This is a genomic window from Nocardia sp. NPDC003979, from assembly GCF_053605015.1.
This window is the reverse complement of sequence record NZ_JBSGIJ010000009.1, coordinates 99,040-116,515: the sequence shown is the minus strand read 5'-3', so window position 1 is coordinate 116,515 and position 17,476 is coordinate 99,040. Positions and strand designations below refer to the sequence as shown.

Genomic DNA, 17,476 nt, shown 5'->3' with positions numbered 1-17,476 from the left:
GTTCTATCGCGGTGCGATGAGGGTCAGGGTGGCGTCGATCAGATCCTTCGCATGAGCGGGGGTGAAACGCTGCGGCTCCACCGGATACATCAATGCCCAACCGTCGCCCATGGCTCTGAGCTGGTCGGACAGGATGCCCGCCGGAATGTCGTCACGGATCGCGCCGCGCTGCTGCGCGGCGGCCAGCACCGCGGCGTAGTCGGCGCGAAACTTCGCGTAGCGCGTGACGATGACCTCGGCGATGCGCGGTTCCGACCGCGCCGAGGTGAGCAGCTCCGGCATCAACGGCCAGAACTTGACGTCCTTGCCCAGCTGGAACCATTGCGCCAGCAGCTCGCGGACATCGGTCGTGTCGCGGACCGCCTCGACCATCGCGTCGTAGCGGTCGAATCGGCTCAGCACGAGCGCGAGAACCATGTCCTCTTTGTTGGCGAAGTAGTAGGTGACCGCACCGGTGGTGTACCCGGCGTGCTCGGCGACGCGTCGCATCGACGCCTTGACATATCCTTCGGCCGCGATCACGGAGGCCGCCGCGTCGAGCAGCTCCGCGCGCTTGGCCGCGTGATCGCCCGCCGGCCTGCCGCGTTGCGCGGTCGCGACCGCCCCGCCGACTTCGCCCGGCTCCCCACGCCCTGCTTCTGTTTCTGCGCCACGCCAACAGTTTCACACAGGCATTTCACATAACGAACGTCAGGTAAAAGCGTGCCGCGTCGGTGCGCGCGTTTGACAGCCCCGATGCGCCACCACATACTCGAACTGGATTCGAGTTCTACCAACCCTCACGAAGGAACCGGTGAAATGGTCGCAGCGGTCGAAGTCCTCCTCATCACCTGCACCATCGCGATCATCTGGTTCGCCTGCTACGTCGTCTACCGCCTGGTGACCGACGACTCCCCCCGACGCTGAGCCGTCGGACCGACCTCGTCCCTGCCCGCGCCGGCGAGCCGAACCTACGGCCCGCCGGCGTCGCACATGGCACTACGTCTAGAGCTCGACCAGGGTGTAGTCGGCGACCTGGCCGCTGAGCAGCCGCAGATGGTCATCGGCGGCACCGAAGATCTGGTCGATCACGGTGAGCCGGGCGAAGTAGTGACCGACGGGGTATTCGGCGGTCATGCCGATACCACCGTGCATCTGGATGGACTCCTGCCCGATGTGCTTGGCGGAGCGGCCGATCTGCAATTTGGCGCGGGAGGCCACGATCGGGTCGATACGCCCTTCGGCCAGACAGGCCGTCGCGTACAGCACCATGCTGCGCGCTTCCTCGAGCGAGACGTACATGTCGGCGGCACGCTGGGTGAGCGTCTGGAACTTCGACAATGTCACCCCGAACTGCTTGCGCGTCTTCAGGTATTCGGTGGTGAGCCGCAGCGACTCCTCCATCGCACCGAGCGCCTCCGCGCACAACGCGGCCTGCGCCCGAACGATGCCCCGTTCGACAGCCGGGGTCGCGTCGGTGGTGTCGCCGAGCAGTTCGGCTGGGGCACCGGCGAATTCGAGGTCGGCGGCGCGACCACCGTCATGTGTCCGGTACGACCGTCTCGCCACCCCCGTAGCCTCGGCGTCCACGAGGAACAGGCCGGTGCCCCCGTCGGGCAGAGCCGCGCTCACCACGAGCTTGTCGGCGCAGTCGCCCCGGAGCACCGGGTTCTTGCGTCCGCTGATCGTCCATCCACCGTCGTGTTCGGCGGCGGTCGTGGTGACCTCGGTCGACGGCCACCGGATGCCGGGTTCGGTGTGCGCGAAGGCCAGCAGCAGGGCACCTTCGGCGACCTGGGTCAGCACCTGTTTGCGCTGCACGGCAGTGCCCACTTCGGCGATCAGGCCGCCCGGCACCAGCACGCTGTCGAGGATCGGTTCCGGGGCGAGCCTGCGACCGAGTTCGACCATGACGGCCATGGTTTCGACCGGGCCCGCGCCCATGCCGCCGTCGTCTTCGGCGAAAGCGAGCCCGAGCAGGCCGATCTCGGCCAGCTTGGCCCACACGTCCCGGCTCCAGCCGAGTTCGGAGCCGATCACCTCGGCCCGCTTCTCCGGGTCGTAGCTGCGAGCGAGCAGTTCGCGGGTGGTGTCACGCAGCAGTTGCTGCTCGTCGTCGAGAGCGAAATCCATGGGATCGACTCACAATCTGTGTTCAGAGACCAAGGATGGTCGAGGCGATGATGCTGCGCTGCACCTCGTTGGACCCTCCGTAGATGGACGTCTTGCGGTAGTTGAGGTAGGTGGCGGTGCTGCGCTGCGCCCATTGCGGGCTCGCGATCTGCGCGCCCGCGTCGAAGGGGAGCGAGTCCGGCCCGGCGATATCCACCAGGAGTTCGGTCGCCGCCTGCTGCAACTCGGTGCCGCGCAGCTTCAACACCGACGACGCCGGGTTCGGCTTACCGTCGGCCGAACCCGACACCACCCGCAGGAGCGTCAATTCCAGTGCCAGCAGCTGGTTTTCGAGCTCCGCCAGCCGTGCGGCGAACAACGGATCCGCCAGCAGCGTGCCGCCCGCCGTCTTCGTCTGCGCGGCACGCTCCTTGGCCAGCGCGAGTGCCACCTTCGTCCGCCCCACCGCGGTGATGCCGGTGCGCTCGTTGCCGAGCAGGAACTTGGCGTAGGTCCAGCCCTGGTTCTCCTCGCCGACGAGCTGGTCGGCGGGCACCCGCACATTGTCGAAGAACACCTCGTTGACCTCGAAGCCGCCGTCGATCAACTCGATCGGCCGGACCGTGATGCCGGGCGAGGTCAACTCGATGAGCAGGAACGAGATGCCCGCCTGCTTCTTCGCGGTCGGGTCGGTGCGCACCAGGCAGAAGATCCAGTCCGCCCACTGGCCCATCGTCGTCCAGGTCTTCTGGCCGTTGACGACATAACTGTCACCGTCACGCACCGCGGTGGTGCGCAGCGAGGCGAGGTCGGATCCGGCCTCGGGCTCGGAAAAGCCCTGGCACCACCAGATGTCGAGATTCGCCGTCGGCGGCAGGAAGCGCTGCTTGAGTTCCTGGGAACCGAAGGTGGCGATCACCGGACCGACCATGTTCACGTTGAAGGTCAGCGGTTCGGGAACCGAGGCCAGCTGCATCTCGTCGTGCCAGATGTGGCGTTGCGTCGCCGACCATTGCTGACCGCCCCACTCCACCGGCCAGTTCGGCACCGCCAGGCCGTGTGCGTTGAGCGTCTGCTGACAGGCCACGATCTCCGCCTTGGTCAGTTCCTCCCCCTGCCGCACCTTCTCGCGAACCTCCGCGGAAATCTCCGTCCGGAAGAATTCCCGCAGTTTGTCGCGAAAGGCGGTCTCGTCGGCGGTCAAGGCCAATTTCATCGCGCGCACCGGCTTCCCTCGCCGGCACCCGGCGAAGCGATCGTGAACTGCGTCATGTCTACCTCCAGATTTCTTGCGGGAGAACAATCAACGGAAGGCACCGATACCGGTGAGCGCCTTGCCGATGGAAAGCTGATGCATCTCGCTTGTGCCCTCGTAGGTCAACACCGATTCCAGATTGTTCGCGTGCCGAAGGGGCGAGTACTCGAGGGTTATTCCGCTGGCGCCGAGGATCGTCCGGCATTCCCTGGCTATCCCGATGGCCTCGCGGACATTGTTCAGTTTGCCGAGGCTGATCTGTTCGGGCCGCAACTGCCCGGCGTCCTTGAGCCTGCCCAGGCGCAGGGCGAGCAGCATTCCCTTGCCGAGTTCGAGAGTCATGTCGGCCAGCTTTGCCTGAGTCAGCTGAAAGCTCGCCAGCGAGCGATCGAACACCTCACGGGTTCGCGCGTATTCGAGGGCGGTCTCCAGGCTGTCGCGGGCGGCGCCGAGCGCACCGAAAACGATGCCGAAACGGGCTTCGTTCAGGCACGACAACGGTGCGCTCAGCGAATTCGCTTGCGGCAGCTGGGCCGACGCGGGCAGGCGGACATCGTCGAGGATCAGTTCCGAGGTGATCGAAGCACGCAAGGAGAGCTTGCTCGCGATGTCGCGGGTCGCGAAACCGGGCGTGCCACGGGGCACGAGGAAGCCGCGCACGCCCTCGTCGGTCTGCGCCCACACCGTGGCGATATCGGCCGAGCCGCCATTGGTGATCCACATCTTGGTTCCGGTGAGAATCCAATCCGTGCCGTCGCGTCGCGCCCGGGTCCGCATGCCCGCCGGGTTGGAGCCGAAATCGGGTTCGGTGAGCCCGAAGCAACCGATCGCCTCGCCGGCGGCCAAACGGGGCAACCATTCGTTCTTCTGTTCTTCGGAGCCGTAGCGATGGATCGAGAACATCGACAGTGAACCCTGCACGGAGACAAAACTGCGGAATCCGCTGTCGGCCGCTTCGAGTTCGAGACAGGCGAGACCGTAGCTCACCGCATTGGTTCCCGCACACCCGTAACCGTCCAGGTGCATGCCGAGCAGACCCAATCTGCCGAATTCACGGGCGATCTCGCGGGGCAGCGTGGCCGATTCGAAGCTCTGGGCGATTGCCGGCCGGAGGTGTTCGCGGGCGAACTCGCGCACGGTCGTCTGGATGTCGCGCTCGTCGTCGTCGAGCATCTCGTCGATGCCGAACAGCCCGAGCGGCGTACTGCGCGCAGACACGGTGGTCACGTCGAGCCTCCTAGTAACTAAGCGCTTGTTCACCTCATGGTGCTACAGCGATTCGACAGGCGTCAAGCCGGGGCCGGATCAGCCGAGACTGGCGTTACCCTCCCAGTCCGAGGCACCTTCGACGCCCCCGCCTGCAGCACCACCAGCGATATTGACCTGACAGCCAACGGTGTAGCCGGGAATGATGAGCCCGTAGGCGCCCGCACCCGCACCCGCACCCGCGAGTTCCACCTGGGCCGTGCCCGAAACCCAGGCGTTACGGTGCGCCGGGGTCGACCCGAGCGATGGATGGGTTCACAACAGTTGTTGTGGAAATTATCCGGGTCGTATCTACTCGGGGCCGGGGCGGAGGAACTCGGCGACGCGCGGTCCGAGGTCGTCGGCGCGGGTGACGAGCCCGAGATGGCCGTCGGGGTAGATGTGCAGGGCCGAGTCGGGCATCAGCCGGTGCATGGTTTTCGCGTTGATCGCCGGCACGATGGGGTCGTCGTCGCCGGCGAGGATCAGCGTGGGCTGGCGGATCAGCGGCAGGAACGGCAGGCTGGTCCAGCCTGCGCCCGCGAGCAGCTGCAGCGCGTAACCCGGACCGGGAGCGCGACCCGCATGGTGATGCAGGATCTCCTGGGCGAGCGCGGGTTCCGCACGCAGGCGGCCCCCGTAGATCGTCGCGGCGATCGCGGCCGCGTAGGCGCGATCGCGGTACCGGCGCGGGGTGATCATCTTGCTCAGCACCCGGGGATGCGCCGGAACCATCAGCATGCCGGTCGCCGTGGCGACGAGCACCAGGCGTCGGCATCGCCGGGGGTTCTGGAAGGCGAATTGCTGCGCGAGACCACCACCCCACGAGATGCCGAGAACGTCGGTCTCCGGGTAGCCGAGTTCGTCGAGGACATCGCCGAGCGCGCAGGCCAGAGTCGCGAAATTGTAAGGCAGGCGCGGCATTTCGGAACCGCCGATACCGGGCACATCGAACCGGATCACCGGGATCGCCGGGTCGAGCCGATCGAGGAAGGGCTCGAGCAGCTCGAGCCTCGCCCCGATGCCGTTGCACATCAGCAGTGGGCGCCCCCGCCCCGCGCGCACCGCGACACGCCATCGTCGCCCGTTGATCCGCAATTCCCGAACGGTCTCGATCTCGGCCACGCGACCTCCTTCAGGTTGGACTCAGGAGTCGAGTCGGTTGCCGAGTTCCGGGAACGTGCGGATCGCCTGCAGCGCGATGGTGAGATCGCTCAGCACCCGCGGGTCGTCGAGCGAGCCGCCGAGGCGTTCCTCGAGGCGGCGGATGCGTTGCCGAACCGTGTTGGGATGGCAGTAGAGTTCCCGGCCCGCAGTGGCCGCCGAGCCACGCGCGTCGATCCACGCGGTCGCGGTGGCCAGCAGCGTCGTGCGGTCGTAGTCGGGCAGGGCGAGCACACCGTGCAGCACGCGCACCACGAATCGGCGAGTCGTCTCCCGGTCGCGCACGAGGAGATCGATATGCGGCTCGTCGTCGAGCCCGCGGATGCCCTTGGTGCCGGGCGACAGCGTTTCGAGGGCGACCTGGGCCAGCCGCAATGCCCGGGCGGCCCCGTCGAGGCGGTGGAACACCGGACTCACTCCGACACGTCCGAGGGCCACCCGCGCGACCTGTGCGAGCACCGCCTGCGGGTCACGGCTGTTGCCCAGTGAGAGCACGCCGATCTCGTGTTGCGGCTGGGATCGCCACGCCGACCCGACATCGAGCCGCCGGAGGCGGTCCTCGAGCTGCGGCAGGGCCGCGGAATGCGCGCCGGTCACCTCCGCGACGACCACGAGAAAGGTTCCCTCGTAAGGCAAGTCGAGGAGTTTCGCGACCTCCCAGGCGCTGAGCGAACCGGAAGCCGGTCCGTCGAGGATCGCCGAGATGATGCCGGATCGCCTGCGGTCCGGCTCGATCATGCGTTCGCTCATCGCCTGCCGGTACGACTCTGTCAGCGCGAGGGAGAAGTCGTCGGCCAGCTCCCAGATCGCCGTGGCGGTATCGAGCAGCGCGTCCACCGACTTGCGCCCCGAGTCGCGCGCGGCGGCCAGCAATCGCTCCCATACGAATGCGAAGCCGAGGCGATAGGCGCGCAGCACCTCCGGCAGCGGCATGTCCTGCGCGGCCCGGGCGCGCCCGATGTCGCGCGGAGCCGAGAGGTCGACCCGGCGTTCACCACTCAACCGTTCGAGGATCTGATTCATATTGGCTATCAGCGAGGCTCGCAATTCGTACCGGTCGACGATGCCCGCCGTGCGATAGATCTCGATCTGCTCGAGAATCCGGACGAGCATCTGGTCGGCCAGCGCATCGATCTGCTCGAGCAGGTCGGCGGCGAGTTCGGCCACCGGCTGAGCGAGACTCGAAGTAGGCACCTCGACAGGGTATCCACGGGCCGCGGGGCACATCGCATCCGGCAGAGCAGAGTGTGCGTGCCGACACAGTCGCGCCGGATCTGGTGTCGGCGCCGACATTGGCTGGACCGGCCCGATGCGCGAATCTGTGAGCACGCGTTCGGCACGGTGGCCGCACTGAGATGCGGGTCATCGTGCGTTCGCCACCGGATAGCGACAAGACCCTCCTCTCGGTCGTGCACCACCGCACCAGATCTGGCAAGCAGATCGACGCGGAAGCGACCAGACACCCGCTGCGCGGACTGTGCCCGCGCGGCCGACAGGAGTGGAGCGCCATCATCAATTCCGGTACGAAACCCAAGGAAAGTGCCGAACACGCGGCCGTCGATTCGCCCGAGCGCCGGACGACGAGCGAGACCCCGGAGTTCGTCGCGCCCCTCGATCAACTGCTGAGCGAGGCCGCATTGCGGCCCGTGAACCGGTGGCTGCCCGGCGACTCGGGAGTTCGGTTCCTCGATGCGCTGGCCAAACGCCCCGACCGGGTCAAGCGCAGGGTCGGGGCACTCGTCGACGAACTCGGCCGGATCGTCATGGGCACATCGCAGCTCGCACCGCAGCCGAAAGACCGGCGCTTCAATGACCCGGAGTGGTCGCAGAACCCGCTACTGAAGCGCGTCGTGCAGGCCTATCTGGCCGCGGACGAACTGGCCGAGGGGCTCCTCGAGGACGCGCCGCTGGAGTGGCGCGATGCCCAGCGGATGAAGTTCGTCCTCTCGAACATCCTCGAAGCCGCCGCGCCGAGCAACAATCCACTGATCAGCCCTGTCGCGTGGAAGACGTTCTTCGCCACCAAGGGCGCGAACGCGGTCTCGGGGCCGCGCAATCTGGTGCGGGACTTCGCCGGCTCGCCCCGGATCCCCGCGATGGTCGAGCCGGACGCGTTCCGGGTGGGTGCCGATCTCGGTATCACCCCCGGCGCGGTCGTGTACCGGACAGAGATGTTCGAGCTGATCCAGTATCTGCCGCAGACCGAGACCGTGCGTGCGGTGCCGCTGCTGATCGTTCCGCCGACCATCAACAAGTACTACGTCCTCGATCTGGCGCCCGGCCGGAGCCTGGTGGAGTACCTCGTCCGACAAGGCCAGCAGGTGTTCATGATCTCGTGGCGCAATCCCGATGAACGCCATCGTGATTGGGGTATCGATGCCTATGCCGAAGCCGTGATCGAGGCGTTCGGTGTGGTCGACCGGATCGCGGGTGCCGGATCCGTGCACACGATGGCGGCCTGCTCGGGTGGCCTGATCGCCTGCATGGCGGCCGCGCACCGCGCGCGGACCGGCGGTCTCGGCAAACTCGCCAGCCTCCACCTGCTGGTCACCATGATCGACCAGCACCGGGGAGGCATGGCGGGCTCACTCGTCGACGAAGGTGTCGCTCGTGCCGCGATCGCCCGGTCGCAGCACAAGGGGTACCTGGACGGCCGCGCTCTCGCCGAAGTCTTCGCCTGGTTGCGACCCTCCGACCTGGTCTGGAACTACTGGGTCAACAACTATCTACAAGGGAAGACCCCGCCCAAGTTCGACATCCTGTTCTGGAACGCCGACACCACTCGGATGCCCGCCGCGCTGCACCGTGACTTCATCGAAGCCGCACTGCACAACAAGCTGGCCACCGCAGGCGCGGTCACGGTGCTCGGTACCCCCATCGAACTGAACAAGATCGCCGTCGACTCCTATGTCGTGGCCGGCTCGGCGGACCACATCTGCCCCTGGGCCAATTGCTACCGCAGTGCCCAACTGCTCGGCGGCAAGGTGCGTTTCGTCCTGTCGACCAACGGTCACATCGCCGCGCTGGTCAACCCGCCCGGCAACCGCAAGTCCAATTACCAGGTGTCCGAGGACACCTCGCTCGATCCCGCGGACTGGCGCGGCGCGGCGGCGACCGTGCAGGGGTCGTGGTGGCCCGACTACGCCGCGTGGCTCGGCGACCGTTCCGGGCCGGACAAACCTGCCTCGGCCATGCTCGGCAGCGCCGAGTTCCGGCCGCTCGGCGTCGCGCCCGGCACTTACGTCTTGGCCGACTGACCTCGGTTCACCATCCACCTTTCACCACGTCGACCGCGACGCCGATCACCGCGACGTTGTAGAAGAACCCGATCACCGAGTGGAGCAGCACCTGCCCCCGGATGGACCGGGTTCGCGTGTTGACGTCGGAGACCGCGAACGAGACACCGATCGTGAAGGAGAAATAGGCGAAGTCCAGCAGATTCGGACGCGGAGTGTCGGGGAACGACAGTGGCTCTTCCGGGAGCCGCCGGTGGTAGGTGCGGGCGTACTGTTCGGCGAAACCGAGGTGCAGCAGGAACCAGGCCAGCAGGGCAACCACCACAGCGATGATGTCGGTGGGCACCGCGTGATCGTCGCCCGCGTCGCCTGCCACGATCGAGAGCACCGTGACCAAACCGACGGTGCTCGTGACCACTGTCAACACGAGGGCCGTCCAGCTGTCGGGGATCGCGTCCATCCACTCGGCGGGGTCGTCGGCGTGGCGGTTCCGCAGCAACAGAACCAGCCACGCACCGATGTACACGGTGGCGAGGAGCCCCCAGCCGAGCAACCATCCGCGCGGCTCACCGGCCCACAGCGCGGCAACGCCGAGCACCACCAGGCCCGCCTCGAGGACCCGGCTCGCGATCACCCTCGGGCTGTGCACAGGGACGACTCCTTCACTCCGACTGGAGGGAGGCCGGGCGTGGCAGTGCCGACCCGCCCTGCCGCATCGTATGTTCAGACTGCGTGGACGAGGCCAGTCGACGCGCCTCTGTCGACGACCAAGGTCTCGCCCGTCACCCATCGGTGCGCGTCGGAGGCTAGATGGGCGATGATTTCGCCGGTGTCGTCCGTCTCGCCGGACGGTGCCGATGTGGTGGTCGCCCCGGCGAGTCCACCGCCGAGCGCGATGGCGTTGACCCGTACGGCCGGTGAGAGCTCGCCCGCCAATTGTCCGGTGACGTGGATCAGTGCGGCATGTGCCGCGCTGTACAGGCCGGTGTCCGCCCCACCGACCGTGTTGATCACTACGCCGCCGTGCTCGCTCATCCACGCGCGCGCCACGAGTGAGGTCCACAGGATCGGCGCCCACAGGTTCACGCCGAGGGTTTTGGTGAATCTCAGGTAGTCCTGATCGACGAGCCGGCCGCGGGCGTGGTCGGCGCCCGACGTGTTGATCAGGATGTCGACGCTACCGAAACGGTCGATCGCCGATTCCACACATCGTTGGGCTGCTTCCTGGTCGACGGCACCGACGGCCACGCCGACGGCGTTGCCCCCGACTGCGGCCGCGGCCGCGTTCGCGGCGTCCCGACCGGGTGAGGCCAGCACGACATTGCCGCCTGCTCGGGAAATCGCCTGTGCCGCAGCCGAAGCGATCCCCCGCACGCCACCGGTGATGACGGCCGTCCGGCCGGAGAAATCGAATCTGCTCACTCGGCCACCATCACTGCCTGCTCGTCGGACGACTGTGCGGGCAGGCTCTCAACGGACATCGTCGGCCTTCCCGGTGCGCCGTTGCACCGAGTAGGAGCCTGCATCGCGGTGATCCCACTCCGTCCCGTTATCGAAGTCGAATCTAATTCGAGTTTAGGAGCGAGTCGCTGCGCTGTCAACAGGCGGTAAGGCCGAGCTCAGGACCCGCGGCCGCCGAGGTCAGTCCTGCGGCGCGTAGGTGCCGAGGTATGCCGTGACCAGTCGCTTCAATTCGGCGATGGTGGGCTCGTCGCCCCCCGCCGACCGACGGAATGCCACGTCGAACAGTCGGCTACCGGCTTCGAAAGCGAGCTCGACGGCGAGCCGGGAAGTATCGGCGCCGAGGAAGTTCCGGTCGATCAGGTAGCGCCAGAACCGCTCGGCCAGGTCCGCGTCGAAGGCCTCGACCACCTCGCCGATCGCCGGGGAGCGCCCGAAGTACCAGAGTTCGACGAAGTCGGGGAACTCCCGGCAGTACCCGACCAGAATATCGATGATTCCGCCGACGGCCTGGCTCAGACCTCTCGGGGCCGCAAGCTCGAGCGCGTCGGCGATCCGACTGTCCAATCGCTCCGCGTGCCGGCGCACCAGCTCGACATCCACGTGGTTGCGATCAGCGAAGTAGTGGTACATCGAGGCCAGTGGGATGCCGGTCCGTTCACTGATCGCCTTCAACGTGGCGGCCTCGTACCCCTGCTCCCGCAGCAGCGTTTCAGCCGCCTCGAGGATGGCCTGCACCCGCTCGACTCCGCGGCGCTGCACCGGGGCCGGCCGAGCGGACGCTTTGCGCGTCGGCGGTTTATCGAACACGATTCCAGATCGTAACCCCTGCCGCTCCTACTCGATCGGCCAGGCACCGCCAGGGGCTCGTGTCGTCACCGTCGACTCGTGCCGGGTCAGGCCTTCATCTCGTAGGTCCCGGCCAGTCCGCGCGCCTTGCCGAGCACACGCTCGAAGCGGGCCTTGTCGAAGGTGGGGCGGCGCACCAGATCGAGCGCTCGGCGCTGCTGGACCGCGGTGGCGGTCGGCTTGTTGTGCAGGGCAAGGGCGTTCGTGGAGAAGCCGCGAACGAAGCCGTCGAAGATCTGGTCGATGACCGCCGGGTCGGTGCCCTCGATCACCGCCTGCTCCAGTACCAGCTGCGCGTAGGGCACCGCCGTGAACAGCTCACCGAAGGCGAACAGGAAGTCGACGTCTTTCTGCTGCGACGGCGTCGGAGCGGCGACGGCGAGCAGTGCCTGCAGCGCGAGGACCTGCTCGAGGAACACCGCGACATTCGGCACGTCACGGAAGCTCTCGAAGACCGGACGCCAGTCCGCGAAGCGGATCCGGCCGAGGCCGCTGCTCGGTCCCTGCCGGAACAGGAATTCGTCGTCGGCGGCGTCGTGCCGTGTCGGTACCGGTTCGTAAGCAGCGCAGGCCAATTCGTCGCCGAGCGGCTTCACGATCGAGCCGAGACGCGGAGTGAGCTTGCGACTCGTCCAGGACAGCGCACCGGCGGCGGCGCGGGTGGCGACCGTGGGCGCCACCGCGACACCGGGCAGCGATCGCATCGCGGCCAGACCGGCATCGGCCGGGTGGAACATGTAGTTGGCCATGAACTTCAGCGACAGTGCCATGTTGACGTGGACGGTGCCCTCCAGCCTCGGGAGCCCGAACATGGCCGTCATCGCGACCGGGAAGTACATGTCGTTCTCGAACCCGCGCGCGGCGATCACATCGGCGAGGTCCTCGATCACGCGCTGTCCCTGGCGGGTCACCGACATCTTCTCGATGGCGTTGAACAGCAGGTAGCGCCGATCCTGCGGTGAGGCCGAACGCATGTAGTCCACCGCGCGAGCACTGTAGAGCTTCATCGCGGCGATCCGCGCGTAGGAATCGGTGATCAGGGCTCGGACCTGCGGGAACTCGGTGACTCGGTGCCCGAACAGAATTCGGTTCTCCGCGTGGTCGATCGCCTCGTAGAAGGAGTGCTCACAGGCGCCGATCGCGCCGAAGCCGAGGTTGAACTTGCCCACGTTGACCGTGTTCATCGCCGCGTGGAAGGCATCCTCCCCGCGGTGCAGGATGTCCTGCTCGGCGACGGGATAGTTCTCGAGCTCGAACGCGGCGACATAGATCTGGCTGTTGACGACGTTCTTGCGCAGCTTGTACGCCTCGTGCTGGGAGTCCGCGACGAAGAAGAGGTACCCCTCGTAATCCTCCTGCGTCGGTTTACCTCGCATGGCCGCGGCGCTGTCGATGATCGGCTTGTCCGAGCGACGGCCGAATACCGAGACCATCGAAGCCAGATTGCCGTTGCCGATGTAGTACTTGCCGCCGGTCGCGGTGTATCCGCCGTCGGGCTGGGGGTCGACGATCATGTCGGTGGAGTACACGTCGGCGCCGTGTTCCTTCTCCGACAGGCCGAACGCGAAGATCTCGCCTGCCTCGAGCTGCGCGGCCGCCTTCTGTTTGGCGACGGTGTTGTCGCTCTGCCAGATCGGCCCGAGACCCAGGATGGTGACCTGCCAGATGTACCAGTAGGTCATGCCGTAGAAGCCGAAGATCTGGCTCAACATGGCGTTACGCGCGGTGTCCCAGCGCTTGTTCGGGTCACCGCCCGCCTCGGCCGCCGGGGTGAGGAAGGTCGCGAACAAGCGCTCCTTCTTCACGAAATCGAGGAACTCCGACGGCCAGACGCGGGCCCGGTCGTCGTCGAGCAGCCTGGTCTTGCCCCGCGACTCGAACCAGTCGACCGTCGCGCGCAGCAACCTGCGCGTCTCCGGGTCGAACTGCGCGAAGTCGGCGGTGTTCGGGTTGAAGAGATCTCGGGGCATCACGGCTCCTCCTGCGGGCGTCCGGCACGGTCGGACGGTTCATTCAGTACTGTAGCATTTTCATACATCGACGTAGGAACAGTGGGCGGGTTGCTATTGTGTGCGCATGGGTAGCGAGACGGCAGTGCAGCGGCGAGGGCGGGCCGCACATCTCGGCCCCGAGCGGCGCAGACCGCAGGTGCTCGACGCGGCGTTGGCCATCGCCGCCGACCATGGCGTCGCCGCGGTCACGATGGGCGCGGTCGCCGATTACCTGAACGTGACCCGCCCGGTGGTCTACGCCTGCTTCCCGGATCGGGTCGAACTGATCGACGCACTGATCCAGCGCGAGGAGAACTTCTTGATCTCCGGTGTGCTCGACGTGCTGCCGCCGCGCACCACCAACGCCGACGAGACGGTCTTCGTGGAAGGGTTCCGCACTCTGCTGCACAAGGCGTCCGAACGGCCCGACGCCTGGCGGCTGATCTACGGCAATCCCGATCCCGCGGTCGTCGGCTCTTTCGGGCGCGGTCGGCGGCTGGCCGTCGAACGCTGTACGGCGCTGCTGCGCCCGACCTTGCACGCCTGGGGTGTCGAGGACGCCGAGCGCAAACTCCCCGCGCTGGTGGAGTTGTGGGTCTCGGCGGCGGAAGGTGCGGTCCGGACTCTGTTCACCAACCCGGCCGAGTGGAATCCGGATGATCTGGGCGCCTTCGTCGGCTCGGCGGTCTACCGCGCGATGCGCAGCGCATAAGGCCGCTCAGACCCTCCCACACCGGCCCGGCGCGCCGGTTGCCGGTACCAGCGTTACCGGATACCCTGAGCCTGTCAGTGCACAACTGTTCACTCAAATATGACAGGCAGGGCGGACCATGGGGCCTCGTTACACAGATTCGGTCAGTGCGTGGCGCGAGCAGGTGCGAAAGGACCTGCGCACGGTCACCGAGTTCGCCCAGGAAGCCCGGGTGGCCGCCACCGTTCGCGGGCGCGGAATCGGCCGCGTCGCCGACGGAGCCCGGCGTGATGTGACCGCGGAGGCACGGGCACTCGCCGAGGACCTCGCCGACATCGCCGATGCCGCCCTGCGCTCACGCACGGACGGCCGAAAGTCGTGGCTGGACAAACTCTTCGGGAGCCGTGCGCGCCGACGCCGTTGAACCCGCCGTCGGCCACGAGGCGTACGCGCGGTCCAGACCTCACCGCAGGCCCGGCTAGCCTGTGAGGAAGGCCGGGTGCGCGCGTATGTCGTCCGGCCACGGTGGCAACGACGACGACAAGGAGTCCACGGGTGGCTGTCCTGGACGCGAAGCTGAGCGGCATCTACGACGAGGTATTGCGCCGCAATCCCGGGGAATCCGAGTTCCACCAGGCGGTACACGAGGTGCTCGACAGTCTCGGTCCCGTCGTCGCCAAACACCCGCAGTACGCGGACGCCGCGGTGATCCGTCGTTTGTGCGAGCCCGAACGGCAGATCATCTTCCGGGTGCCGTGGGTGGACGATTCCGGCACCGTGCAGATCAATCGTGGCTTCCGGGTGGAGTTCAATTCCGCGCTCGGCCCGTACAAGGGCGGGCTCCGCTTCCATCCTTCGGTCTACCTGGGCATCGTGAAGTTCCTGGGGTTCGAGCAGATCTTCAAGAACTCACTGACCGGACTTCCCATCGGTGGCGGCAAGGGCGGCTCGGACTTCGACCCGAAGGGCCGCTCGGAGGGCGAGGTGATGCGGTTCTGTCAGGCGTTCATGACCGAGCTCTACCGGCATCTCGGTGAACACACCGACGTCCCCGCCGGCGACACCGGAGTGGGCGGCCGCGAAATCGGTTACCTGTTCGGCCAGTACAAGCGCATCACCAACCGATACGAGTCCGGGGTACTCACCGGCAAGGGCCTGACCTGGGGCGGTTCACAGGTGCGCCGGGAAGCCACCGGCTACGGAGCGGTCTTCTTCGTCGACGAAATCCTTTCCGCCGCAGGCCGGTCCATGGAAGGCCAGAAAGTGGTGGTGTCCGGTTCGGGCAACGTCGCGATCTACGCGATCGAGAAGGTCCACCAGCTCGGCGGCATCGTGGTGGCCTGCTCGGATTCCAGCGGTTACGTCGTCGACGAGCAGGGCATCGATCTCGAACTGCTCAAGGAGATCAAGGAAGTACAGCGCGGCCGGATCGCCGACTACGCCGAAAAACGTGGCGGTGCCACACGATTCGTCGCGGGCGGTTCGCTGTGGGAGGTGCCCTGCGATATCGCGCTGCCGTGCGCGACCCAGAACGAACTCGACGACGCCGCCGCGGGCAAACTCGTCGCGAACGGCTGCCGGATCGTCGCCGAGGGCGCCAATATGCCGTGCAGGCCGGAGGCGGTGCGGTTGTTCAACGAGGCGGGGGTGATCTTCGCGCCCGGCAAGGCGGCCAACGCGGGCGGCGTCGCGACCAGCGCGCTCGAGATGCAGCAGAACGCCTCGCGCGACTCGTGGAGCTTCGAGCACACCGAGGAACGCCTGGCCGAGATCATGCGCGGCATCCACGATCGCTGCCTGGCCACCGCCGACGAATACGGCGTTCCGGGCAATTATCAAGCAGGCGCCAATATCGGCGGGTTCATCCAGGTCGCCGACGCGATGCTGGCACTCGGCGTCATCTGAGCGCTACCTCCCGGCGAACACCGCGCCGCCCCCAATTATGGGGGCTGGTGCGAATTCTCGGAATCTGCCCGAGGTGAATGCCTCGCGGCGCTACCTTCTGTCTGCTCGTCGCTCAACGAGCAGATCGGAGTCCTTTGATGTTCGCCTTGTCTCTGTCGCACCGCCTTCGGGTGGCCGCGATCGCTGTTGTCACCACCGCCGCCGCATTCTGCGCGGTAGCGCCACCTGCCGCCGCCGCGCCCGCACGAGATCCGATCCTCTTCGTCCACGGGTGGCGGGGTTCGGCCGCGAACTGGGACTACATGTGGGGACGGTTCCTGAACGACGGGTACTCCTCCGATCGGCTGGCGCGGTTCACCTACGACAGCACCCAGTCGAACAAGGACATCGCGGTGCAGGTGCAGGCGCAGGCCGAGGCGTTGCGCGCGCGGACCGGCGCCGCGAAGGTCGACATCGTCACGCACTCGATGGGCGGCCTCAACAGCCGCTGGTACCTCAGGAATCTGGGCGGCCTCGACCTTGTCGACGACTGGGTCTCCCTCGGCGGACCCAATCACGGCACCGACACCAGCAACAGTTGTTACGACGTCTCCTGTGTGGAGATGCGGGCCGGTTCGGCCTTCCTCACCGACCTCAACAGCGGCGACGAAACACCGGGCCGGGTGAACTACGGAACCTGGTGGTCACCGTGCGACGAGATCATCAACCCGGATGAGAGCACAATCCTCAACGGCGCCACCAATACCCGCACGGCCTGCCTCGGCCACCTCCCCCTGCTGTCCTCGGCACAGGTGTACGAAGGAGTACGTGATTTCGTGAGGTAGCGGCCCGCCCCGCCCCTTCCAGTCCACCGACGGTCGTTTGTCTTTCGCAGGCTGGGTAGTCCCGTGCAGTAAGGACAAAAGGGGCGGGATGCGAGGAGTAGACCCATGAGCACCACCAGTTGGATCGTGACGATCGTCGTCGCTGTTCTGATAGTCGCCGTGCTGGCCGGCGTCGTCGCGGCGCTGCGCCGTAAGCGGCGTGAACACCACCGGGTCGAAGCGGCCGGAATCCGGGAACGAGTGGCGGGGCAGGAACTCGAGGTCGGGCAGCGGGAGGCGCGGGCGGAGGAGCTCGCCGCCAGGAGCCGCGCGGTGCAGGCCGAAGCGGACGCCAAGGCCGCGCAGGCCGAACAGCTCGCTCAGCAGGCGCAGTTGCACCACAGCGACGCCGCGGATTCACGAGCGGAGCTGGACAAGGAACGGGAACGCGCAGACCGGCTCGACCCGGACCGTAAGCGGGCGCGGACTGCGGACGACCAGCCCGAGCAGACGCCGAACACCTGACCGAGCCGAACCCATGAGGAGGTCGCCATGACATCGGCCGATGCCGATTCGACCCGTTTACGCGAAGAACGCGCGGAACTGCTCGACAGACGAGCGAAGTTGAGCGAGTCGATCGAACACGTCCAGCACGTCGGAAGTGCCGCGGACGGTGAGGAATACGTCGAGGCGCGGGAAGAGAAGGCGCTCATCCAAACCCGTCTCGACGAGATCGACGAGATCCTGGCCGGCGATCGGCGGTCCTGACGCGTCATCCCCCATCG

The 17,476-nt window shown here is 66.9% G+C and carries 17 protein-coding genes and 1 pseudogene; 7 read left to right on the top strand and 11 right to left on the bottom strand.

What is annotated here, in order from left to right; translation table 11 throughout:
* Nucleotides 1–3 precede the first annotated feature (3 nt).
* The 7 genes and pseudogenes from ACWEVR_RS20135 to ACWEVR_RS20105 all read right to left on the bottom strand — a co-directional run bounded on the left by ACWEVR_RS20135 (nt 4) and on the right by ACWEVR_RS20105 (nt 6,949).
* Nucleotides 4–543, bottom strand: a complete 540-nt coding sequence (locus tag ACWEVR_RS20135) for a TetR/AcrR family transcriptional regulator (protein WP_452468306.1) — start codon at nt 541–543, stop codon at nt 4–6.
* Between the two features lie 441 nt (nt 544–984).
* Nucleotides 985–2,112, bottom strand: a complete 1,128-nt coding sequence (locus ACWEVR_RS20130) for an acyl-CoA dehydrogenase family protein (RefSeq protein WP_452468181.1) — start codon at nt 2,110–2,112, stop codon at nt 985–987.
* Nucleotides 2,113–2,134: 22 nt separating this feature from the next.
* Nucleotides 2,135–3,307 carry an acyl-CoA dehydrogenase family protein gene (locus ACWEVR_RS20125; protein ID WP_452468180.1) on the bottom strand — a complete coding sequence of 391 codons (1,173 nt, stop codon included), beginning with the start codon at nt 3,305–3,307 and terminating at the stop codon, nt 2,135–2,137.
* Nucleotides 3,308–3,394: 87 nt separating this feature from the next.
* A complete protein-coding gene (locus ACWEVR_RS20120) occupies nt 3,395–4,519 on the bottom strand; it encodes an acyl-CoA dehydrogenase family protein (protein ID WP_452468305.1) in 1,125 nt (374 codons plus the stop codon).
* Between the two features lie 132 nt (nt 4,520–4,651).
* Nucleotides 4,652–4,849: pseudogene (locus ACWEVR_RS20115) on the bottom strand (MspA family porin); the annotation flags it as partial.
* Nucleotides 4,850–4,903: 54 nt separating this feature from the next.
* Nucleotides 4,904–5,716 carry a poly(3-hydroxyalkanoate) depolymerase gene (gene phaZ / locus ACWEVR_RS20110; protein WP_452468179.1) on the bottom strand — a complete coding sequence of 271 codons (813 nt, stop codon included), beginning with the start codon at nt 5,714–5,716 and terminating at the stop codon, nt 4,904–4,906.
* 21 nt (nt 5,717–5,737) lie between these two features.
* Complete coding sequence (locus ACWEVR_RS20105; RefSeq protein ID WP_452468178.1) at nt 5,738–6,949, bottom strand: PucR family transcriptional regulator; 1,212 nt, start codon at nt 6,947–6,949, stop codon at nt 5,738–5,740.
* Nucleotides 6,950–7,110: 161 nt separating this feature from the next.
* Here ACWEVR_RS20105 and ACWEVR_RS20100 point away from each other — a divergent pair, with 161 nt between their 5' ends.
* On the top strand, nt 7,111–9,012 hold the full coding sequence (locus tag ACWEVR_RS20100; protein WP_452468177.1) for a PHA/PHB synthase family protein: 1,902 nt from the start codon (nt 7,111–7,113) through the stop codon (nt 9,010–9,012).
* Nucleotides 9,013–9,019: 7 nt separating this feature from the next.
* On the opposite strand, the gene ACWEVR_RS20095 is transcribed toward ACWEVR_RS20100, so the two are convergent.
* The 4 genes from ACWEVR_RS20095 to ACWEVR_RS20080 all read right to left on the bottom strand — a co-directional run bounded on the left by ACWEVR_RS20095 (nt 9,020) and on the right by ACWEVR_RS20080 (nt 13,271).
* The gene (locus ACWEVR_RS20095) at nt 9,020–9,640 is read right to left on the bottom strand and encodes a DUF1345 domain-containing protein (protein WP_452468176.1); all 621 of its coding nucleotides are present in this window, start codon (nt 9,638–9,640) and stop codon (nt 9,020–9,022) included.
* A 74-nt stretch (nt 9,641–9,714) separates the two neighbouring features.
* Entirely contained in the window at nt 9,715–10,413 is a 699-nt protein-coding gene (locus tag ACWEVR_RS20090) for an SDR family oxidoreductase (RefSeq protein ID WP_452468175.1), read from the bottom strand.
* A gap of 219 nt (nt 10,414–10,632) precedes the next feature.
* Nucleotides 10,633–11,262, bottom strand: a complete 630-nt coding sequence (locus ACWEVR_RS20085; RefSeq protein WP_452468174.1) for a TetR/AcrR family transcriptional regulator — start codon at nt 11,260–11,262, stop codon at nt 10,633–10,635.
* Nucleotides 11,263–11,348: 86 nt separating this feature from the next.
* Nucleotides 11,349–13,271: an acyl-CoA dehydrogenase family protein gene (locus ACWEVR_RS20080; protein ID WP_452468173.1), complete on the bottom strand. Its 1,923-nt coding sequence runs from the start codon at nt 13,269–13,271 to the stop codon at nt 11,349–11,351.
* A gap of 106 nt (nt 13,272–13,377) precedes the next feature.
* Between ACWEVR_RS20080 and ACWEVR_RS20075 the strand changes: the two genes are divergently transcribed.
* From ACWEVR_RS20075 to ACWEVR_RS20050, 6 genes are all read left to right on the top strand, one after another.
* Nucleotides 13,378–14,004, top strand: coding sequence for a TetR/AcrR family transcriptional regulator (locus tag ACWEVR_RS20075; RefSeq protein ID WP_452468172.1), 627 nt, complete (start codon nt 13,378–13,380; stop codon nt 14,002–14,004).
* 163 nt (nt 14,005–14,167) lie between these two features.
* Complete coding sequence (locus tag ACWEVR_RS20070) at nt 14,168–14,407, top strand: hypothetical protein (RefSeq protein ID WP_452468171.1); 240 nt, start codon at nt 14,168–14,170, stop codon at nt 14,405–14,407.
* Between the two features lie 131 nt (nt 14,408–14,538).
* Nucleotides 14,539–15,888, top strand: a complete 1,350-nt coding sequence (gene gdhA / locus ACWEVR_RS20065; protein WP_452468170.1) for an NADP-specific glutamate dehydrogenase — start codon at nt 14,539–14,541, stop codon at nt 15,886–15,888.
* Nucleotides 15,889–16,025: 137 nt separating this feature from the next.
* Nucleotides 16,026–16,712 (top strand): esterase/lipase family protein, encoded by a 687-nt coding sequence (locus ACWEVR_RS20060; RefSeq protein ID WP_452468169.1) that lies wholly within the window; start codon nt 16,026–16,028, stop codon nt 16,710–16,712.
* 105 nt (nt 16,713–16,817) lie between these two features.
* A complete protein-coding gene (locus tag ACWEVR_RS20055) occupies nt 16,818–17,216 on the top strand; it encodes a hypothetical protein (protein ID WP_452468168.1) in 399 nt (132 codons plus the stop codon).
* Nucleotides 17,217–17,243: 27 nt separating this feature from the next.
* Nucleotides 17,244–17,459 (top strand): hypothetical protein, encoded by a 216-nt coding sequence (locus ACWEVR_RS20050; protein ID WP_452468167.1) that lies wholly within the window; start codon nt 17,244–17,246, stop codon nt 17,457–17,459.
* The last annotated feature ends 17 nt before the right edge of the window (nt 17,460–17,476 follow it).